This window comes from Alcaligenes sp. AB3 (assembly GCF_031844565.1).
GTDB classification, from domain to species: Bacteria; Pseudomonadota; Gammaproteobacteria; order Burkholderiales; family Burkholderiaceae_B; genus Alcaligenes; species Alcaligenes faecalis.
In genome coordinates, this window is sequence record NZ_JAUZVM010000001.1 from 25,364 (window position 1) to 44,149 (window position 18,786).

The 18,786-nt window shown below is 57.0% G+C and carries 13 protein-coding genes; 12 read left to right on the forward strand and 1 reads right to left on the reverse strand.

Features of this window, described 5'->3' with window-relative positions:
- Positions 1–397: 397 nt before the first annotated feature.
- The 11 genes from Q9R35_RS00110 (at position 398) to Q9R35_RS00160 (ending at position 15,625) form a co-directional block, all read left to right on the forward strand.
- Positions 398–2,152, forward strand: coding sequence for an alpha/beta fold hydrolase (locus tag Q9R35_RS00110; protein WP_311219145.1), 1,755 nt, complete (start codon positions 398–400; stop codon positions 2,150–2,152).
- A gap of 136 nt (positions 2,153–2,288) precedes the next feature.
- The gene (locus Q9R35_RS00115) at positions 2,289–3,794 is read left to right on the forward strand and encodes an efflux transporter outer membrane subunit (protein WP_311219146.1); all 1,506 of its coding nucleotides are present in this window, start codon (positions 2,289–2,291) and stop codon (positions 3,792–3,794) included.
- Positions 3,791–4,870: an HlyD family secretion protein gene (locus tag Q9R35_RS00120; protein ID WP_026484635.1), complete on the forward strand. Its 1,080-nt coding sequence runs from the start codon at positions 3,791–3,793 to the stop codon at positions 4,868–4,870. Before Q9R35_RS00115 ends, Q9R35_RS00120 begins: the two co-directional genes overlap by 4 nt.
- Positions 4,871–4,873: 3 nt before the next feature.
- Positions 4,874–7,615, forward strand: coding sequence for a ribosome-associated ATPase/putative transporter RbbA (gene rbbA / locus Q9R35_RS00125; RefSeq protein WP_109088164.1), 2,742 nt, complete (start codon positions 4,874–4,876; stop codon positions 7,613–7,615).
- A 1-nt stretch (position 7,616) separates the two neighbouring features.
- A complete protein-coding gene (locus tag Q9R35_RS00130) occupies positions 7,617–8,741 on the forward strand; it encodes an ABC transporter permease (protein WP_045930331.1) in 1,125 nt (374 codons plus the stop codon).
- Positions 8,742–8,795: 54 nt separating this feature from the next.
- Positions 8,796–9,236 (forward strand): phasin family protein, encoded by a 441-nt coding sequence (locus tag Q9R35_RS00135; protein WP_404977930.1) that lies wholly within the window; start codon positions 8,796–8,798, stop codon positions 9,234–9,236.
- Between the two features lie 5 nt (positions 9,237–9,241).
- Complete coding sequence (gene phbB / locus Q9R35_RS00140; RefSeq protein ID WP_311219147.1) at positions 9,242–9,988, forward strand: acetoacetyl-CoA reductase; 747 nt, start codon at positions 9,242–9,244, stop codon at positions 9,986–9,988.
- A gap of 70 nt (positions 9,989–10,058) precedes the next feature.
- Positions 10,059–11,243: an acetyl-CoA C-acetyltransferase gene (locus tag Q9R35_RS00145; protein ID WP_199264895.1), complete on the forward strand. Its 1,185-nt coding sequence runs from the start codon at positions 10,059–10,061 to the stop codon at positions 11,241–11,243.
- Between the two features lie 25 nt (positions 11,244–11,268).
- Entirely contained in the window at positions 11,269–13,971 is a 2,703-nt protein-coding gene (locus Q9R35_RS00150) for a DUF3141 domain-containing protein (protein WP_404977931.1), read from the forward strand.
- A 37-nt stretch (positions 13,972–14,008) separates the two neighbouring features.
- Positions 14,009–14,761, forward strand: a complete 753-nt coding sequence (locus tag Q9R35_RS00155) for an SDR family NAD(P)-dependent oxidoreductase (protein WP_042487196.1) — start codon at positions 14,009–14,011, stop codon at positions 14,759–14,761.
- Positions 14,762–14,872: 111 nt separating this feature from the next.
- A complete protein-coding gene (locus Q9R35_RS00160) occupies positions 14,873–15,625 on the forward strand; it encodes an SDR family NAD(P)-dependent oxidoreductase (protein WP_109088167.1) in 753 nt (250 codons plus the stop codon).
- A 151-nt stretch (positions 15,626–15,776) separates the two neighbouring features.
- On the opposite strand, the gene Q9R35_RS00165 is transcribed toward Q9R35_RS00160, so the two are convergent.
- Positions 15,777–16,973, reverse strand: a complete 1,197-nt coding sequence (locus Q9R35_RS00165) for an MFS transporter (protein ID WP_311219148.1) — start codon at positions 16,971–16,973, stop codon at positions 15,777–15,779.
- Between the two features lie 201 nt (positions 16,974–17,174).
- On the opposite strand from Q9R35_RS00165, the gene Q9R35_RS00170 reads away from it, so the two are divergent.
- A complete protein-coding gene (locus Q9R35_RS00170; protein WP_063691155.1) occupies positions 17,175–18,512 on the forward strand; it encodes a PLP-dependent aminotransferase family protein in 1,338 nt (445 codons plus the stop codon).
- Positions 18,513–18,786: the final 274 nt, after the last annotated feature.

The window sequence follows — 18,786 nt, forward strand, 5'->3', positions numbered from 1 at the left end:
GCCATGTTGGCTGCGGCTTGAGAGCTTGACGCGGCGCTGTGCTTGTTTTGTCACATGACTGGAGAAATAATAGTTCTGCTATGTGTTTGAGTTACCTCTTGTTTCACTGAATTGCAGCGTCTTTTTTTTTTAAAAGCCTTCCCCTTTCAAGGAAGTTTTATTTGTTTTTTGGCTGTTTTTCATTTCCCTATTTCATATCAAGCACGGTATAACAACAAATGCGACTTGGGCTGGCAGTTTTTTATCTGTCATGAACTTGATCTACCGCAAAGGTTTTTTATCGCTCTTTGTTAAAAGGCCTGCATGCAAAAAGTTTAGATGTAAACTGGTGTATTATTAAAAAGACTAAGCAGTCGTATCTGCTTTTTTCTTGATATGTACTTTTTGCGGAGTGGCAATGGTTAGCAGGCAGTCCCTTGATCAGACTGAGCAGTTAGACGCATCCGCACGAGCCGCCTGGGCTCGTATCTGGAGTTCCATCTCCCCCGAATCGCAGTTTCTTGCCTGGATGGACTGGATACGCCATCTGGCCCTTAGTCCCGGCAAACAAGAACAGCTACGACAGTTGGCCCAAAATCAGTGGGAACAGCTGTTTCGCGAATGGAGCGAAGAGCTGGCTGCATCAGCACAGCTGTCCTCGCAACGCTTAGAACAAGCCCCCACCCCTGCCTATACCGACCGTCGTTTTTCCGATCCCGCCTGGGATCGTTGGCCTTTTAATTTGCTGCGCCAAACCTATCAGGCACAGCAACAGTGGTGGCAAAGCGCCACGGAAGGAGTGGCCGGTGTTGAACCCCATCATCAAAAGCTGATTGCCTTCGGTGCCGAGCAATGGCTGAACATGCTCAGCCCCAGCAACTTCGCCTGGACCAACCCTCTGGTGTGGGATAAAACACTTGCAGAACAGGGGGATAATTTCAGCCGTGGTCTGGAAAACTGGCAGCAGGATATGCAGGCCCAGTTTGCGGGCGAACCGCCCGTAGGCACAGAGGATTTCGTGGTAGGTAAAGATGTTGCCGTCACGCCGGGCAAGGTGGTACTGCGCAACGAGCTGGTTGAACTGATTCAGTACACACCCGCCACCAAGCAGGTTCATCCCGAGCCTGTCCTGATCGTGCCGGCCTGGATCATGAAGTACTACATTCTGGATCTGTCCGAGCAAAACTCCCTGATCAAATACCTGGTGGATCAAGGCCATACGGTGTTTTGCCTGTCCTGGAAAAACCCGCTAGCCGAAGACCATGCCTTCGGCATGGACGACTACATTCGTCTGGGCTGGAAGGCCAGCCTGAATGCGGTCAACGCCATTGTCCCCGGCCAGAAAATCCACGCGACCGGCTATTGTCTGGGCGGTACATTGCTGGCCATTGCGGCTGCCGCGATGGCACGTGATGGTGACGACAGGCTTGCTTCCCTGACTTTCTTTGCGGCTCAAACCGACTTTTCCGAGCCGGGCGATTTGTCCCTGTTCATTGACGAAAGCCAGGTCAGCCTGCTGGAAGCCCAGATGGCCGACGAGGGGTATTTGCGCGCCAATCAGATGGAAGTGGCTTTTCAAATGTTGCGCTCCGCTGATTTATTGTGGGCGCCCATGGTTAATAAATATTTATTAGGCGAACGTCGTCCTTTAAATGATTTGATGGCATGGAATGCCGATGCCACGCGTATGCCCGCCACCATGCATTCGCAATATTTGCGTCGCATGTATTTGAATAATGATTTAAGTCAAAACCGTTATCCGGTTGAAGGCCGTATCGTTTCTCTGGCGCAAGTTAATTTGCCTGTTTTTTGCGTTGGCACGGTTTCCGATCACGTTGCTCCTTGGCGTTCTGTTTACAAGCTGCATTATCTGGTGCCTTCCGAGATCACCTTTGTATTGACCACCGGCGGGCATAACGCCGGCATTGTCAGCACGCCGGGTCATCCGCGTCGCAAATACCAGATACATACCCGTGCAGCCGGTACCGCCCCTGTGCTGGTGGACGACTGGCAAGCGCAAGCGGCCTCGCATCAGGGTTCCTGGTGGCCCGCGTGGACTGAGTGGTTGAAAGCGCGCTCGGGTGCGGAGGTCAAACCACCGCAAATGGGTGCGGCCAAACAGGGCTACGCCCCCGTTTGCCCGGCACCCGGTCAATACGTATTAGTGAAATAAGCGGTCAGCTTGTACAGGCCCGCCAAGCAGTGGGCTTGCCACTCTGTTTTATGTCGGCAACAGGCGCAAAGCCTGTCGCTGACGTGCTGTTTTGCCTTGACGGCAGTTCTCCTTTTTCTCATTAGGCATTTTTCCAATGGCCCCACAGACCTACGATTTGAGTATCAAGCACCGAAGCGCTGCGCGTCGCCCTCATTTCGCGCTGGCTGCCTTGCTGCTTGCCCTGGCGGGTTGTGCCTCGATGGCACCCGATTACGAACAGCCCGCTTCCCCCGTTCCACAAGCCTACCCGGACCTGTCCGCGGGTCAGGCCAATGCGGTGCGAGCGCGTGATCTGGGCTGGCGTGAATACTTTAAAGATCCGGTTCTGAGCAAGCTCATTGAGACTGCGCTGGAAAATAACCGCGATATGCGGGTGGCGGTGTTACGGGTGGACGAAGCCCGTGCCATGTTGAATTTGCAGCGCAGCGAACGCTTTCCTGAGTTCACTGTGAATGGTCAGACTGCACGTTCGCGTGTGCCCGGTGATATGAACCCCAGCGGCCAGGCCGTGACGGGTGGCAATTACCGTGCCCAGGTCGGCCTGACCAGTTGGGAGCTGGATTTGTGGGGCCGTGTACGTAGCCTGGAAGATGCCGCCTTGCAAGGTTGGCTGGCTACCGAGGCAGGCCGACAAGCCGTGCATGTGGCTTTGGTCTCGCAAGTGGCCAATAACTATATTGTGGTGCGCGAGCTGGACGAGCGTGTGCGGATTGCCCGCAAAAGCGTAGAGACTCGCCAGGAGTCCTACCGCATTTTCTCCCGTCGCTATGAAGTAGGCGCAACGTCCAAGCTGGATGTGACGCAAGTGCAAACCTTGCTGACGCAGGCCCAGTCCATGCTGGCCCAGCTGGAACAGCAACGTGCGGTGCAACTGCATGCTCTACAACAGCTGCTGGGCGCCGATCCGGGTGTGTCCCCAACAGGCGCGCCTTTGAATGAAAACATCATGCTGGCCGAGCTGGCGCCCGGCTTGCCGTCGGATTTGATGGTCTGGCGTCCTGACATTATTGCGGCTGAACACAAGCTGCGTGCTGCCAACGCCAACATCGGTGCAGCCCGTGCCGCCTTCTTCCCCCGCATTGCCTTGACCGGCAATTTTGGTACCGCCAGCGCCGAGCTGGATGGTCTGTTTGACTCCGGCAGCAAAGCCTGGATGTTCGCTCCTACGATTTCCCTGCCTATCTTTGATGGTGGCCGTCGCAGCGCCAATCTGGATGTCTCTTACGTGCGTCGTGACATGCGTATCGCGGAGTACGAGAAAGCCATTCAAACCGCCTTCCGTGAAGTGTCGGATGCCTTGTCGACTCGCCATTGGTTAAGCCAGCAGCTGGAAGTTCAACTGGTGGCCCGTGGCGCCCAGACCGAGCGCGCCCGGCTGGCGCAGATGCGTTACGACAACGGTTCGGCTGCCTATCTGGAAGTGCTGGATGCGCAGCGTGACTTGCTGGATGTGGAGCAGCAGGTGGTGCAAACGCGCCGTGCGCTCCTGGCCAGCCAGATTGCCATGTACAGCGCCTTGGGCGGTGGGCTGGACCCCGCCGAGCCCCTGAGCAACACCCATACCTCCTCTAATTCGGATCCATCCTCGAGCCAGCTATGAGCAAACAATCTTCTTTGAAAAAAAATCTTGTTCCTGTCCTAATCGTTGCCGGGGTTCTGGGCCTGGGCTGGTGGGCATGGCAGAAAATGTCCAACACCGGCCCTGGCGATGGCTTTGTCAGCGGCAATGGCCGTATCGAAGCGACCGAGATTGATATCTCCACCAAATTTGCCGGACGTATCCAGAGTATTGCCGCTCACGAGGGCGACTTTGTGAAAGAAGGCGAAGTGCTGGCCATCATGCAGCAGGACAGCCTGGAAGCGGCTCGTGACGAAGCGGTGGCCGGTTTGCGTCAGGCTGAAAACAATGTGGCGGCCTCTCAGGCTCAAGTGGCTTTGCGCGAAAGCGATGCCATCGCTGCCAAAGCCTTGATTGGTCAGCGTGAGTCTGAATTGGATGCGGCTCAACGTCGTCTGGCCCGTTCCACCACCTTGTCCAAAGAAGGTGCGGCTTCGGCTCAGGAACTGGATGATGACCGCGCCCGTGTGCGGGGTGCTCAGGCTGCCGTCGCCGCCACCAAGGCTCAGGCCAATGCCGCAGAAGCCGCCATTAATGCTGCCAAGGCTCAGTTGATTGGTGCCCAATCTGCCGTGGAAGCCGCCAAGGCGGCTGTGGCTCGTATCGAAGCCGACTTGCGCGACAGTGAATTGGTCAGCCCCCGCGATGGCCGTGTGCAATTCCGTGTTGCCCAACCCGGTGAAGTATTGGGTGCCGGTGGCCGTGTGCTGAACGTGCTGGACCTGTCCGATGTGTACATGACTTTCTTCCTGCCTAGCGAAGTGGCCGGCAAGGTGGCCTTGGGTACGGAGGTGCGACTGGTTCTGGATGCCATTCCTGATATCCCGGTTCCAGCGACTGTGTCTTTCGTGGCCAGCTCCGCCCAGTTCACCCCCAAGAGTGTGGAAACGGCTTCGGAGCGTCAAAAACTGATGTTCCGCGTCAAGGCCCAGATTGCCCCCGAGCTGCTGAAAAAGCACCTGGAGCAAGTCAAGACCGGTTTGCCCGGTGTGGCCTGGGTCAAGCTGGACCCCAATGCCAGCTGGCCTGAGTCGCTGACTTCTACCTTGACGGAGTAAAGCATGCCCAAGCAGCAAGCGGCGGCCGTTGCTCGCGTTGTTGAGCTGAGTCAGCGTTATGGCGACACGCTCGCACTGGATCGTTTAAGCCTGGATGTTCCTGCCGCTTGCATGGTCGGACTGATTGGTCCTGACGGCGTGGGCAAGTCCAGCTTGCTGTCCCTGCTGGCCGGTGCTCGCGTGATTCAGGAAGGCCGTATTGAAGTGCTGGGTGGCGATATGGCGGAAAAAAGCCATCGCGACCAGATTTGTCCGCGCATTGCCTATATGCCTCAAGGCTTGGGCAAGAACTTGTACCCCACCTTGTCGGTGGAAGAAAACCTGCAGTTTTTTGGCCGTCTGTTCGGGCATGATGCTGCCGAGCGCCGTCGTCGAATTGACGATCTGACGCGTAGCACGGGTCTGCATCCTTTTCTGACACGGCCCGCAGGCAAGTTATCAGGCGGTATGAAGCAAAAGCTGGGTCTGTGCTGCGCATTGATTCACGATCCGGATTTTTTGCTGCTGGATGAACCGACGACAGGCGTAGACCCCTTGGCCCGTAAGCAGTTCTGGGACTTGATCGAGCGCATTCGTATCGAACGCCCCAGCATGAGCGTGATCGTGGCCACCGCCTATATGGACGAAGCCCAACGCTTTGATTGGCTGGTCGCCATGGATGACGGCAAGATTCTGGCAACGGGTTCGCCTAAAGAGTTGTTGGAACGCACGGAGAGCAAGAGTCTGGAGCAGGCTTTTATCCGCCTTTTGCCCGAGGACAAGCGCCAAGGCCATAAGGCCGTAGAAATCCCTCCGCTGGACGTGGATGCAGACGATATCGCCATTGAAGCCGAAGGACTGACGATTCGCTTTGGCGACTTTACCGCCGTGGACAATGTGTCCTTCCGTATTCGTCGTGGCGAGATTTTTGGCTTTCTGGGATCAAATGGTTGCGGCAAGTCCACCACCATGAAGATGCTGACCGGCTTGCTGCCCGCATCCGAGGGTCAGGCCTGGCTGTTCGGCCACGAGGTGAATCCCAAAGATATTGATACCCGCCGTCGCGTGGGCTATATGTCGCAGGCTTTCTCCCTGTACAGCGAGCTGACGGTTCGACAAAACCTGGTACTGCACGCCCAGTTGTTCCACGTCCCCGAGGACGAGGTGGAAGGCCGGGTAGCTGAGATGGTGGAACGCTTTGAGCTGGGCCAGATTCTGGACCGCCTGCCCGATGCCATTCCTCTGGGCATGCGTCAGCGTTTGTCCTTGGCCGTGGCCATGGTGCACAAGCCAGAGCTGCTGATTCTGGACGAGCCGACCTCCGGGGTGGACCCGGTGGCGCGCGATAACTTCTGGCGTTTGCTGATCGAGCTGTCCCGCCGCGACAAGGTCACGATTTTCATTTCCACCCACTTCATGAACGAGGCGGAGCGTTGTGACCGCATGTCCATGATGCACGCCGGCAAGGTGCTCGATAGCGACACGCCTGCCAATCTGGTGAAAAAGCGGGGTGCCGCGAATCTGGAAGAAGCCTTTATCGGCTACTTGCTGGAAGCCAGCGGTCCGGAACCTGAAGTGGAGCCCGCTACAGAACAAGTCGTCGCAGCCCAAGGGCAGGAGCATAGCGACAAGCGCGATCGCTTTAGCCTGCAACGTTTGTTGAGCTACACCTGGCGCGAAGCGCTGGAACTGCGCCGCGATCCGGTGCGTGCCACCTTGGCCTTGGCCGGCTCTTTGATTCTGCTGTTCGTGATGGGCTTTGGTATTACGCTGGACGTAGAGGATTTGCGCTACGCCGTGCTGGACCGTGACCAAACCAGCATCAGCCAGAACTACGCCTTGAACCTGTCCGGTTCACGCTATTTTCTGGAGCAGCCTCCGTTGACGGACTATCAGGATCTGGATAACAGGATGCGACGCGGCAAGATCGCGCTGGCCATTGAGATTCCCCCCGGTTTCGGGCGCGATGTTCTGCGTGGCAGCAATCCTGAAATTGCCGCCTGGGTAGATGGCTCCATGCCTACCCGTGCCGAGACTATCCAGGGTTATGTGAAAGCCATGCACCAGCAATGGCTGGTGACACAGGCCAAGGAACGTCTGGGAGCGGGGGCCTTGGTGGTACCGGCCAGTATCCAGGACCGTTACCGCTACAACCCGGACGTCAAGAGCTTGCCGGCCATGGTTCCCGCCGTGATTCCGGTGCTCTTGCTGATGCTGCCGGCCATGCTGACAGCGCTATCGGTGGTGCGCGAGAAAGAACTGGGTTCCATCATCAATCTGTACGTCACGCCGGTGACGCGTGTGGAGTTCTTGCTGGGCAAGCAGATTCCCTACATTGGCCTGGCGATGATCAACTTTCTATGCATGTGTTTGCTGGCGATCACAGTTTTTGATGTTCCGATCAAGGGTAGCTTCCTGACCCTTAGCCTGGCCACCTTGATGTTCTGTGTGATTTCAACCGGCATGGGCCTGGTTGCGTCTACCGTCACCAAGAGTCAGATCGCTGCCATGTTCTTTGCCATGATCGGCACCATGCTGCCTGCCACGCAACTATCCGGTTTGTTGAACCCGGTGTCCTCCATGGAAGGGATCAGCCGCTGGGCGGGCGAGATCTACCCGGCCACGCATATGTTCAACATCAGCCGCGGTGTGTTCAACAAGGCCTTGGCTTTTTCGGACTTGCATGGTGCCTTGTTCGCTTTGTTGTTGGCGATTCCGGTGGTCCTGGGCGCGGCAGTCATGCTGCTGAAAAAGCAGGAGAAGTGAGATGAGAAAACTCAAGAATGTACTGTTGTTGGGGCGCAAGGAACTATGGAGTCTGGCCCGCGACCCCATGATGCTGCTGCTCATCGTGTATGTGTTTTCGGTCTCGATCTACACCTCGGCAACGGCTCAGCCCGAAACCCTGAACAATGCGCCTATTGCGATTGTGGATCAGGATCAAAGCCCTTTGTCGGCCCGAATCAGCTCGGCCTTTTATCCGCCGGAATTCATCCACCCGCGCATGATCGAGTACGGAGAAATGGACTCGGGCATGGATACCGGAGAGTTCACGTTTGTGCTGAACATTCCGCCTGGTTTCCAGCGTGATGTGCTGGCTGGACGTAGTCCCGAAGTGCAGTTGAACATTGATGCCACCCGCATGAGTCAGGCCTTTACCGGCAATAACTACATCCAGCAGGTGGTCATGGGCGAGGTCAACGAGTTCGTGCGGCGTTACCGCAGTGTGGACACCTTGCCGGTGGATCTGGCCTTGCGCGTGCGCTTTAACCCCACGCTGGAAAAAGCCTGGTTTGGCAGTATTGCCGAGGTCATCAACTCGGTGGCGATGCTGTCCATCATCCTGACCGGTGCCGCCCTGATTCGGGAGCGCGAGCATGGCACGATCGAACACTTGCTGGTGATGCCTGTCACGCCAGGCGAGATCATGGCGTCCAAGGTAACGGCCATGGGGCTGGTCGTGCTGGTGGCGACGGCGGCTTCGCTGAACTTTGTGGTGCGGGGCCTGTTGGGCGTACCGATTGAAGGCTCCATCCCGCTGTTCTTGTGCGGCGCGGTGTTGTGCTTGTTTGCCATGACTTCCATGGGGATTTATCTGGCCACCTTGTCGCGCAGCATGCCGCAATTCGGTTTGCTTCTGATGCTGACCTTGCTGCCCATGAACTTGCTCTCGGGTGGACGCACCCCCCGCGAAAGCATGCCTGAAATTGTTCAGAACCTGATGCAGCTGGCTCCCACCACGCACTTTGTGTCCTTGGGTCAGGCCATTTTGTTCCGTGGCGCAGGGATTGAAACCGTATGGCAACCCTTTTTAGCCCTGCTGGTGATCGGGACAGCGTTGTTCCTTCTGTCACTGCGGCGTTTTCGTAACACCATCTCTCAGATGGCTTGATGGACTGGGCCCCGTCAGGGGGCACTTTCTTCCTTTAAGGAGATTTCGATGAGCATGGAAACACTTCCCCTGGATCTGTACAAGGCCAATGTCGAGTTGCAATTGCGTATCACCCGCCTGTTGCAGGAAGGTGGTCATCGCTGGCTGGAATCCGTACAGAAAAGCAATTTGCGCAGCATGGAGCAGACCACGGCTGAAATCGAGGGCTTGCTGCAAACCGGCAACTGGCAATCCTTGGCCACCTTGCCCGCCGACACGTTCTGGCGCTTGTTCCAGCATGGGGTCAACGACAGCCAGACCATCAATCAATTGGCGATTCAGAACCAGACCGAGTTCACCTCCGGTTTGCAGCAAGCGCTGGAAGCCTGGCAAAAGTCGGTGTTGGCGGTCGTCAGTGACACCAGTGCCGCCGTGCCTGTGATGGATATTTTCAAGCAGTGGGGCGCACCTTGGGCAAATGCTGCCAGCGCCTCTGACTCTAAAAAGGGAGCATGAGCGGTATGTCTACGGTTAAACGCACGGCGTTGGTGACAGGTGGGATGGGCGGTCTGGGTCAAGAGATTGCCCGTGTCCTGCATGATGCGGGCCACCAAGTTCTGGTGACTCACTCGCGCAGTGAGGCCGATGCCCAGGTCTGGCTAAAAGAGCAGGCCGATGCAGGATACGTGTTCCAGGGCTATCACGTTGACGTGGCCGATTTCGAGTCGTGCCAGCAGATGGCGCAAGCCATCGAGAAGGATGGCCTGCAGGTCGACATCCTGATCAATAACGCCGGTATCACACGCGACGGTACGTTCCGCAAGCTCAGCAAAGACAAGTGGGACGATGTGCTGCGCGTCAATCTGGACTCGGTGTTCAACGTGACCAAGCCCTTTATTGACGGCATGCTGGAGCGTACCTGGGGCCGGGTGATCAACATCTCGTCCATCAATGGCAGCAAGGGCCAGTTCGGTCAAACCAACTACTCGGCCGCCAAGGCAGGGATGCACGGTTTTACCAAGGCGCTGGCCCAGGAAGTGGCGCGCAAGGGGGTGACGGTGAACACGGTTTCCCCCGGTTATCTGGCCACGAAAATGGTCATGGCCGTGCCTGAGGATGTGCGTAACAGCATTATCGCGGGCATTCCTGTTGGCCGTTTGGGCAAGCCCGAGGAAATTGCGGCGCTGGTGACCTTTATTGCCAGCGAAGCAGCCGGATTTATGACAGGTAGTAATGTCGCCATGAATGGCGGCCAGCATATGTACTAAGCCCGACCCTGTTCGGCTGCTGCCTGTATGGGCCCGCTTGTCGGGCCTGCGACTTACGAAAGGAATGGATATGCACAAAGATATCGCGATTGTTGCTGCGACTCGCACCCCCATCGGCCGCTTTCAAGGGGGGCTGTCTACGGTGCCCGCCCACGATTTGAGCGCACAACTGATCCGTGCCGTGCTCCAGAGCACGGGCGTGGCAGCCGAGCAGATTGATGAGGTCATTCTGGGCCAGATTCTGACCGCCGGAGCGGGTCAGAACCCGGCCCGTCAGGCCGCCGTGAACGCCGGCCTGCCTTATGAAGTTCCCTCCATGTCCCTGAACAAGCTGTGCGGCTCGGGTTTGAAAGCCGTGCATCTGGCGGCGCAGGCTATCGCATTGGGCGATGCCGATCTGGTGCTGGCCGGTGGTCAGGAAAGCATGAGTCTGGCTCCCTTTGTCGTGCACAAGGCACGTACCGGCCTGGGTCTGGGCCACGCCATGATGGACGACACCTTGCTGCGTGACGGCCTGACCGACGCTTTCCATAACTACCACATGGGTATCACGGCAGAAAACCTGGCCGAGCGTTACGGCATCACCCGTGAACAGCAGGATGCGTTTGCGGTGGAATCCCAGCGTAAAGCGGTCGCGGCCATGGAAGCAGGGCGCTTCAAGGACGAGATCACCCCGATCGACGTGCCCCAGCGCAAGGGCGACCCAGTCCGTGTCGAGGCCGACGAGCAGCCACGTGCACAAACCACCCTGGAATCCTTGGCCAAGCTGCGTCCTGCCTTCAAGAAAGAGGGCACGGTTACAGCGGGCAATGCATCCACCATTAACGATGGCGCTGCCGTGCTATTGCTGGCCAGTGCAGAAAAAGCCAAGGAACTGGGCCTGCCCGTTCTGGCCTGGATTCGTGGCTGGGCGAGCACGGGCGTAGACCCGGCCATCATGGGTATTGGTCCTGTCTCGGCCAGCCGCAAGGTCGTGAAAAAGGTAGGTTGGGAACTGGATCAACTGGACCTGATCGAAGCCAATGAAGCCTTTGCCGCCCAGTCTCTGGCGGTAGCCAAAGACTTGCAGTGGGATATGAACAAGGTCAACGTCAATGGCGGTGCCATTGCTTTGGGTCATCCTATTGGTGCTTCCGGGGCGCGCGTGCTGGTGACGCTGGTTCATGAAATGCGTCGCCGTGGTGCCCAGAAAGGTCTGGCCACCTTGTGCATTGGTGGTGGTCAAGGCGTCGCTATTGCCATTGAGGCCGCTTGAGCAGATAGCTGATTGAAGGGAGAAGATGATGACAGATAAGTCTCGTGACGACAGCACGGCTTGGTCCTCCTGGATGATGAATCCCTGGAACCTGGGTCAGACCGTCTCCTCGTACTTTGTGGACGCCTGGCAGCGCGCCATTCTGTATGCCGATATCGAGCGTCAGGTCGGGGATCAGTACCAGGCCCAACGCAAGGTTGAAGTGCCCAATGTGCTGAACTTCCCGGCTGAACTGGTCATGTCGGGTCTGAGTCTTCCCCGACCCGTTAACTATCTGATGGTGCGCATTCTGGCACCGGAAGATCAGCCTACCGATCCCGGCAAACGTCCTTTCCTGGTGGTGGACCCCAGGGCCGGGCATGGGCCGGGGATCGGTGGCTTCAAGTCCGACAGTGAAATCGGTGCCGCGCTGCAAGCCGGGCACCCTTGTTACTTTGTTGGCTTTTTACCGGACCCCGTCCCCGGCCAGACGGTCGAGGATGTAATGCGTGCCCATGCTGCCTTTGTCAGCAAAGCGGCTGAACTGCATCCGGAAAGTCAGAGCAAGCCAGTGGTGATCGGCAATTGTCAGGCGGGCTGGCAGGTCATGATGGCCGCCGCTGTCTGGCCGGAGCTGTTTGGCCCGCTGATTCTGGCTGGTGCACCTGTGTCTTACTGGGCTGGTCGCAACCCCATGCGTTATGCCGGTGGTTTGCTGGGCGGCAGCTGGTTGACTGCCATGACCAGCGACCTGGGCAATGGCCGTTTTGACGGCGCGTGGCTGGTCAAGAATTTCGAGAATCTGGACCCGGCCAATACCTTGTGGACCAAGCAGTACAACGTGTATGCCAAGGCGGACACCGAGGCCGAACGCTATATCGGCTTCGAGAAGTACTGGGGTGGTTATGTATTCCTGAACGATGTGGAAATGCAGTACATCGTGGACAATCTGTTTATCGGCAACAAGTTGTCTACGGCTCAGTTGATGACTTCGGACGGTATCCGCATCGACCTGCGCAATATCCGCTCGCCCATTGTGGTGTTCAGCTCCTTTGGCGACAACATCACGCCGCCTGCACAGGCTTTGGGCTGGATCACCGATCTGTATCTGGACGACGATGATGTACGCAGTCACGACCAGACCATTGTGTTCACAACCCATGACCGTATCGGGCACTTGGGTATTTTTGTGTCCGGCAGTGTGGGTAGCAAAGAGCACCGTAAGTTTGCCAGCACCATTGATCAAATTGATCTGCTGCCTGCTGGCATTTATCGGGCCACGGTTGAAGAAACACCTGATGACGACACCTTGTTGAATGACCCGTATTTGATGTCGGTGCGTCAAAGCAGCCTGGCTGAAATTACGGAGATTGTGCAGCCTGATCCCGAGTCTGATCGCCGCTTTGCTGCTGCTGCCCGCCTGTCGGAGATCAATCTGGCTTTTTACAAGAGCACCTTGCAGCCTTGGGTCAAAGCTTTGTCCACGCCTTATACCGCCGCGCTGCTGGAAGCATTGCATCCCATGCGCTTGTCGTACGAGTCCTGGACCAGCGCCCACCCCTGGGCCGCCACGATTCACCAATGGGCCGAGAATGTCGCGCAGCAGCGCCAGACCGTGGACGAAGATAATCTGTTCCTGGAAGCGCAGGAGAATTTCTCCCAGGCCATGGAACGGGCCTTGAATAATTACCGTGACCGTCGCGACAGCATCTACCAGATCTGGTTTGACACGGTATACGGCTCGCCCTTGCTGATGGCCCTGGCGGGCCATGCTCCGGGGGATTCTGCGCCGGCACGCCCGCATCCTGGCAGCTCGCCCGAGCATCTGGCGTTTGTGCGTCAGCAAATGCACAGACTGGACGGTTTGTTGAACGAAGGCGGTTTGCTGGAGGCAGCACTGCGCGGTTTGTTCCATATTGCCAAGCAGCGCAACAGCGTGGACGAGCGTTATCACCATGCTGCCATGCGCTTGCGCGAGCAGTACGATGCTGGCAAGTTTGATATTGAAAAAATGCGCGCCGCGATTCGTGAGCAGGCCTTGGTGCTGGCGCATCATGGTCATAAAGCCGTGGAAGCGATTCCGCACTTGTTGAGTAAGCATACGCCAGAGGAAATCCGTCTGGTGGCGTCCCTGATCAATAAGCTGATCAGCGCCATTGATGAGCAGGATGCGGCTCCCGAGGCCGTGGTCAAGGCGTCTGAAGAAGTGTTGGGCTTGTTCGAGGCGGCCGCCAAACAGCAGGAGCAGGGCGGTAAGTCGAGCAGTGCAGACACCCAGCCCGTTGCTAAAACAGCAAGCAAGGTTGCAACGAAAGCCGCTGTTAAAACGACGCCAGCAGTGGCTAGTAAGTCGACCGCTCCTGCTTCAGTAAAGCCAACGATGGCCCAGACGGTAAAGAAAACGGCTGCGAAATCGACGGGTACATCGTCAACAGATACGACCGCTAAAACAGCTGCAACAGCGCCAGTGAAACCAGCCGCCAAGCCAGCTACTAAACCGCTTGCCCAAACCACGGCAGGTATTGCAGCTCAAGCGGCAGCCAAGCCCGCAGCTGAAAAGCCTGTAACTGACAAGCCTGCTGCTCGTTCCGTGGGTGATACCAAGGTCGGTGCCGCTGCAAAAGTAGAGGCGGCCAAACCCCAGGCCAAGTCTGCAATGAGTTCGTCACCAGCATCCGGGCAGGGCAAGGCTCCCACCAAGCCTGCCAGCACAGGCGCCGCTTCCAGGACTCGTCAGCGCAAGTCTTGAGACTTGGCTTCAGTGAATTTTTGAAGGAGTTTTCAGCATGAAGTATTCATTTTCCGGCCACTCTGTTTTGGTAACGGGCGCTGCCTCGGGTATCGGTGCCGCAACGGCTCGCCTGCTGGCGGCCAATGGCCTGTCGGTTGTTGTGTCGGACGTACAGGCCGACGCAGTTCAAGCCGTGGTCAAGGAAATTGAGCAGGCCGGTGGCAAGGCCGTGGCGAACGTGGCCGACGTTACTCAGCCCGATCAGCTGAAAGCCGCTGTCGATTGCGCCATCGAGCATTTCGGTGCCTTGCACTTTGCCGTCAATAACGCGGGTGTGGGCGGGGATTCCGGCCCGGCTGGCGAGATGGATCTGGACGGCTGGCGTCGTCTGATCGACATCAACCTGAACGGTGTGGCTTATGGCCTGCGTTATCAGATTCCCGCCATTCTGGCCGCAGGTGGGGGCGCGATTGTGAATATGTCGTCCATCATGGGCCTGGTGGCCAACCCCACTTTGCCCGGCTACAACGCCGCCAAACACGGGGTGATTGGCCTGAGCCGTTCTGCTGCGCTGGAATATTCCGCTAAAGGCATACGCATCAACACCATCCATCCCGGTTATGTGGATACCCCGATTCTGTCGGGCTTTGATGATGCTGCCCGTGCAGCGTTGGTAGCCCAACACCCGATTGGGCGTTTGGGCCATGCCGATGAAATTGCCCACGCTATTGCCTTCCTGCTCTCGGAGGGCGCCAGCTTCATGACGGGCGCCTGCATGGTGGCCGATGGGGGTTACACCTCTCGTTAAGTTGGGGGATTACATCGCTGCAAGAACAAAATCAGTATTTTCATTCAAGACTAGCCAGCGAAAATCCGGGCCCCCACTTTGAGCGGGGCCTATTTTTTAAGGGGTTCCACGATGAAGTATTCATTCTCTGGTCACTCTGCGCTGGTTACCGGCGCTACCTCGGGTATTGGTGCTGCAACAGCCCGCTTGCTGGCTGCGAATGGCTTGTCTGTGGTGGTATCGGGTCGAAATCGAAGTGCGCTGGACGAGGTGGTCAAGGATATTGAAAAAGCCGGTGGCAAGGCCGTTGCGAAAGTAACGGACGTGACTAAGCCGGATCAGGTGAAGGAACTGGTTGATTGCGCCATCGAGAACTTCGGTGCCCTGCATTTTGCGGTGAATAATGCAGGCATTCTGGGTGGTTCCAAGCCCGTTGGCGAGCTGGATCTGGACGATTGGCACAGCCTGATTGATACCAATCTGAATGGTGTGGCTTACGGTTTGCGCTATCAGATTCCGGCGATTTTGGCGGCCGGTGGTGGGGCGGTTGTGAATATGTCGTCCATCATGGGGCTGGTCTCCAATGCGCGCTTGCCCGGTTACAACGCAGCCAAGCATGGAGTGGTCGGTTTGAGTCGTGCGGCGGCGCTGGAGTATTCCTCCAAGGGCCTACGCATCAATACGATTCACCCCGGCTATGTGGATACGCCCATCCTGTCCGACTACGACGAGGCTGCGCGTGCTGATCTGGTGACTCAGCATCCGATTGGTCGTCTGGGGCATTCTGACGAGATTGCTCATACCATCGCCTTTCTGCTCTCGGAAGGGGCCAGCTTCATGACAGGTGCGTGCCTGGTAGCCGATGGGGGCTATACCGCCAAGTAAGCGATTGTGGAGGTGGCTTTGTTGATTTGATGGTTGAAGCCACCCCCGCAGGTTTGTGCTTAAAGAAGTTCTGATGCCTGTGCTCGATTTTTATGCGAATACCGGCATCTTCTTATTTCACGCCAATGGTTTTGATCGTACGAGTCCAGCTCTAGGCTTCATTAACTTTCTGGGGCTGGATATACAGCACGGCCATGATCAACAGTGCCAGGCAGATAATAGCGGACAGAATATTGGTACCGCTCCAGCCTGCAAAGCTGAACAGAAAGGCCGGTGCGAACGCCCCCAGTGTGGCGCAGATGGATACACCCAGATCATTCAAGCCCTGTACCTCCAAAAATTGCGGTTTGCCTTCGAGGGATTCCGTCAGCAAGGCGCTGCCACCCACATAGGTGAAGTTCCAGCCTAAGCCCAGAATCAATAGCGAAAGGGTGAGCATCGTGTAGCTGTGACCAACAATATTGACCAAGCTGCTCACGAGCAAAAGCAGGATGCCGGTGATGGCAATGGTTTTCAGGCCAAATTTCTGGATCAGAATGCCGGTAAAGAAAGAAGGGGCGAACATGGCCAGCACATGCCATTGAATCGCGGTGCTGATGTCTGAAAAATGCACATGAAGATGAGACATGTGCATGGACGCCTGAATCATCAGCAAGTTCATGATGCCGTAGCCAATCGCGGCGATGCAGATGGCAATAGCCAGCGTCTTGTTATGCAGCACCAGGCCCAAGGTCTGGCCACGATTGGTTTTCTGGCGCGCCGCAGGCCGAGCTGGCCGCACTTCCTTGATGCACAGATTCAGGATGAACGAGACCAGTGCTAACAAGGTGAAGGCGGCGTAGCAGGCGGCGAACTCGGGCCCGAAACTGCTGGTTTTCAAACTCCGTATCAGCAAGGGGCCTGTTACGGCGGCAATTACCCCTCCGGCTACCACCAGGGAGATAGCACGCGGTTTGAGCGTGCTGCCAAGTCCGTCGGTAGCGGCAAAGCGGTTGAAGTTGGCAAAGGCAATGTAAATGCCCAGCAAGGCATGCGATGCCACCAGCCAGGAAAACTGTTTCAGTTCGATTGCCCAGTAACCGACCACACCCGAGGCGGCCAAGGGCAGGCTGGCCAGCAAAAAGGATTTTTTCCGGCCTATGGCGGCCATCAGCCTGGAGGCCGGCAGTGTGAACAGCATCACAAACAGGAACTGAAAACCGTAGGGCACGGTGGATAGCCACGGTTCGGGAGCTAGACTGCCACCGACCAGGGCCGCCATGGTGACGGACATGACGGCGGTGGTCAGGTTGATGGATTGGGCCAGGAAATAAAGGTAGGTTCGAAACGGCAGGCGGGTGGCTGTCATGGTGCTACACGGTGATGAAGCTTGGGTGGAAGGTTGCGCGAATACAAGCCTTGTTGTTGAGAGCAGGGCAATGCAAACACAGCAAATGAAAAGCAGTCGGGACGATTTTGGAGTGTCACGACGCCCTTGTCTCGAACAGTCGGTGTACTATCCTGAAAACTGTTAGTTAATTTTTTCTAACAGTGACTGGAGGCGGGCAGCATGGATTTTTACGAACGTCTGAAGAAAGCCATTCTTCAGGCTGAATGGGCGGTGGGGCAGCAACTGCCTTCCATTCGCAAGATGATGGCGACAGAGAACTTGAGCCATCACACCGTGGTCAGTGCTTACACCCGTCTGGTTGGCGAGGGGATGCTGGAGGCTTTGCAAGGTCGCGGTTATTTTGTGGCGCGCTGGTCGGGTTTGGGGGAGCATTTGCCCTTGTCCCCGTCCGAGGTGACGACGGACCCCTTGCTCAAAATCTTGCAGGCCAAGCCCGAGCAGTGCAAGTTGGGCTGCGGTTGGTTGCCTGTTCCTTGGCGGGACACGGATGCCTTGGCCAAGGCCATACGCAAGACGGCGCGTTCGGGGCGCAGTGGTCTGGTGGAGTATGGCGATATTCAGGGCTATCTGCCCTTGCGCAAGCAACTGTCCATGTTGCTGCGGCAATCGACCTTGATCGAGGTCTCTCCTCAGCAGATTGTGACGACTCTGGGGGCGACCCAAGCGCTGGATCTGATTGCGCGGACTGTGATTGTTCCGGGCGACCATGTTTTGGTGGATGAACCCTGTAATGGCAATTTGATCAAGTTGATTCGCTTGTGTGGGGGCGTGCCGATCGGGGTGCCGCGTCTGGCGGATGGGCCGGATGTAGGGGCTTTGGCGCAGATTTTGGGCAGGCACAAGGTGCGGGCTTTTTTCTGCAATAGCACCTTTCATAATCCGACCGGGGCGGGTTTGAGTCCCAAGGTGGCCTTTGCCGTGGTCAAGCTGGCGGTGGAGCACGATTTCCTGATTGTTGAGGATGATGTGTACGGGGATTTTTTCCCTGGCGTGCGGCAGACGTTTGCGGGGCTGGGGGATTTGGAGCATGTGGTTTATATAGGCAGTTTTTCCAAGTCCTTGTCGGCCTCCTTGCGGATTGGCTATATCGCCTGTGGGATGCAGTTGCTGGAGCCCTTGATTCGGCTAAAGCTCTTGACCAGTGTGGCCGTGCCGGGATTTTGCGAGCGTTTCGTCAATACGATTCTGGCGGATGGCACGTATGCGAAACATACGCAGGCGATTCAGCGGCAATTGATGACGCATCAGCAAATTGCGCAGAAAGCGCTGATGGAATACGGTTGGGTATTTGATGTGCCGGCGCAGGGCGGGATGTTCTTGTGGGTCGGGCATCCGGATATGCCGGATTTGACGGCTTATATAGAGAGGCTGGAGCAGCAGGGGATCTTGCTGATGCCGGGATCGTCGTTTGCGGTAGACAAGGATTTCAAGGACAGGATGCGCTTGAATGTGGCGCATTTGACTCAGGAGGTGATGCCTTGTTTGGGGTGGGTGTAAAAGGTTGCGCTGATTGACTTGGCTTCGTTTTGCTTTGCTCGGTTTAGATTGCTTTCTTGTCTGATACGCCTCGGGCGGGTAGCAGGGGGCTCGTTCTGAAAGACGCCATTCGGGTTCGCCCCAGGGCTGAGCGGCTGAGTCCTTGCCGACGCTGCGCGTCGGTCCCCTTGGCAATGGCAGGATACGGGCGCGCCCTTAACTTGCCCGGTGATGTGTCCCCCGGACACATCACAAGCGTCGGGCGCGAACAGAAGGGCGCTTGCACCCCGTATCC

What these genes read in the sequence shown, in the direction of transcription:
- Q9R35_RS00110 (WP_311219145.1), top strand. Translation starts at nt 398, where the DNA reads ATGGTTAGCAGGCAGTCCCTTGATCAGACTGAGCAGTTAGACGCATCC.
- Q9R35_RS00115 (WP_311219146.1), top strand. Translation starts at nt 2,289, where the DNA reads ATGGCCCCACAGACCTACGATTTGAGTATCAAGCACCGAAGCGCTGCG.
- Q9R35_RS00120 (WP_026484635.1), top strand. Translation starts at nt 3,791, where the DNA reads ATGAGCAAACAATCTTCTTTGAAAAAAAATCTTGTTCCTGTCCTAATC.
- rbbA (WP_109088164.1), top strand. Translation starts at nt 4,874, where the DNA reads ATGCCCAAGCAGCAAGCGGCGGCCGTTGCTCGCGTTGTTGAGCTGAGT.
- Q9R35_RS00130 (WP_045930331.1), top strand. Translation starts at nt 7,617, where the DNA reads ATGAGAAAACTCAAGAATGTACTGTTGTTGGGGCGCAAGGAACTATGG.
- Q9R35_RS00135 (WP_404977930.1), top strand. Translation starts at nt 8,796, where the DNA reads ATGGAAACACTTCCCCTGGATCTGTACAAGGCCAATGTCGAGTTGCAA.
- phbB (WP_311219147.1), top strand. Translation starts at nt 9,242, where the DNA reads ATGTCTACGGTTAAACGCACGGCGTTGGTGACAGGTGGGATGGGCGGT.
- Q9R35_RS00145 (WP_199264895.1), top strand. Translation starts at nt 10,059, where the DNA reads ATGCACAAAGATATCGCGATTGTTGCTGCGACTCGCACCCCCATCGGC.
- Q9R35_RS00150 (WP_404977931.1), top strand. Translation starts at nt 11,269, where the DNA reads ATGATGACAGATAAGTCTCGTGACGACAGCACGGCTTGGTCCTCCTGG.
- Q9R35_RS00155 (WP_042487196.1), top strand. Translation starts at nt 14,009, where the DNA reads ATGAAGTATTCATTTTCCGGCCACTCTGTTTTGGTAACGGGCGCTGCC.
- Q9R35_RS00160 (WP_109088167.1), top strand. Translation starts at nt 14,873, where the DNA reads ATGAAGTATTCATTCTCTGGTCACTCTGCGCTGGTTACCGGCGCTACC.
- Q9R35_RS00165 (WP_311219148.1), bottom strand. Translation starts at nt 16,973, where the DNA reads ATGACAGCCACCCGCCTGCCGTTTCGAACCTACCTTTATTTCCTGGCC.
- Q9R35_RS00170 (WP_063691155.1), top strand. Translation starts at nt 17,175, where the DNA reads ATGGATTTTTACGAACGTCTGAAGAAAGCCATTCTTCAGGCTGAATGG.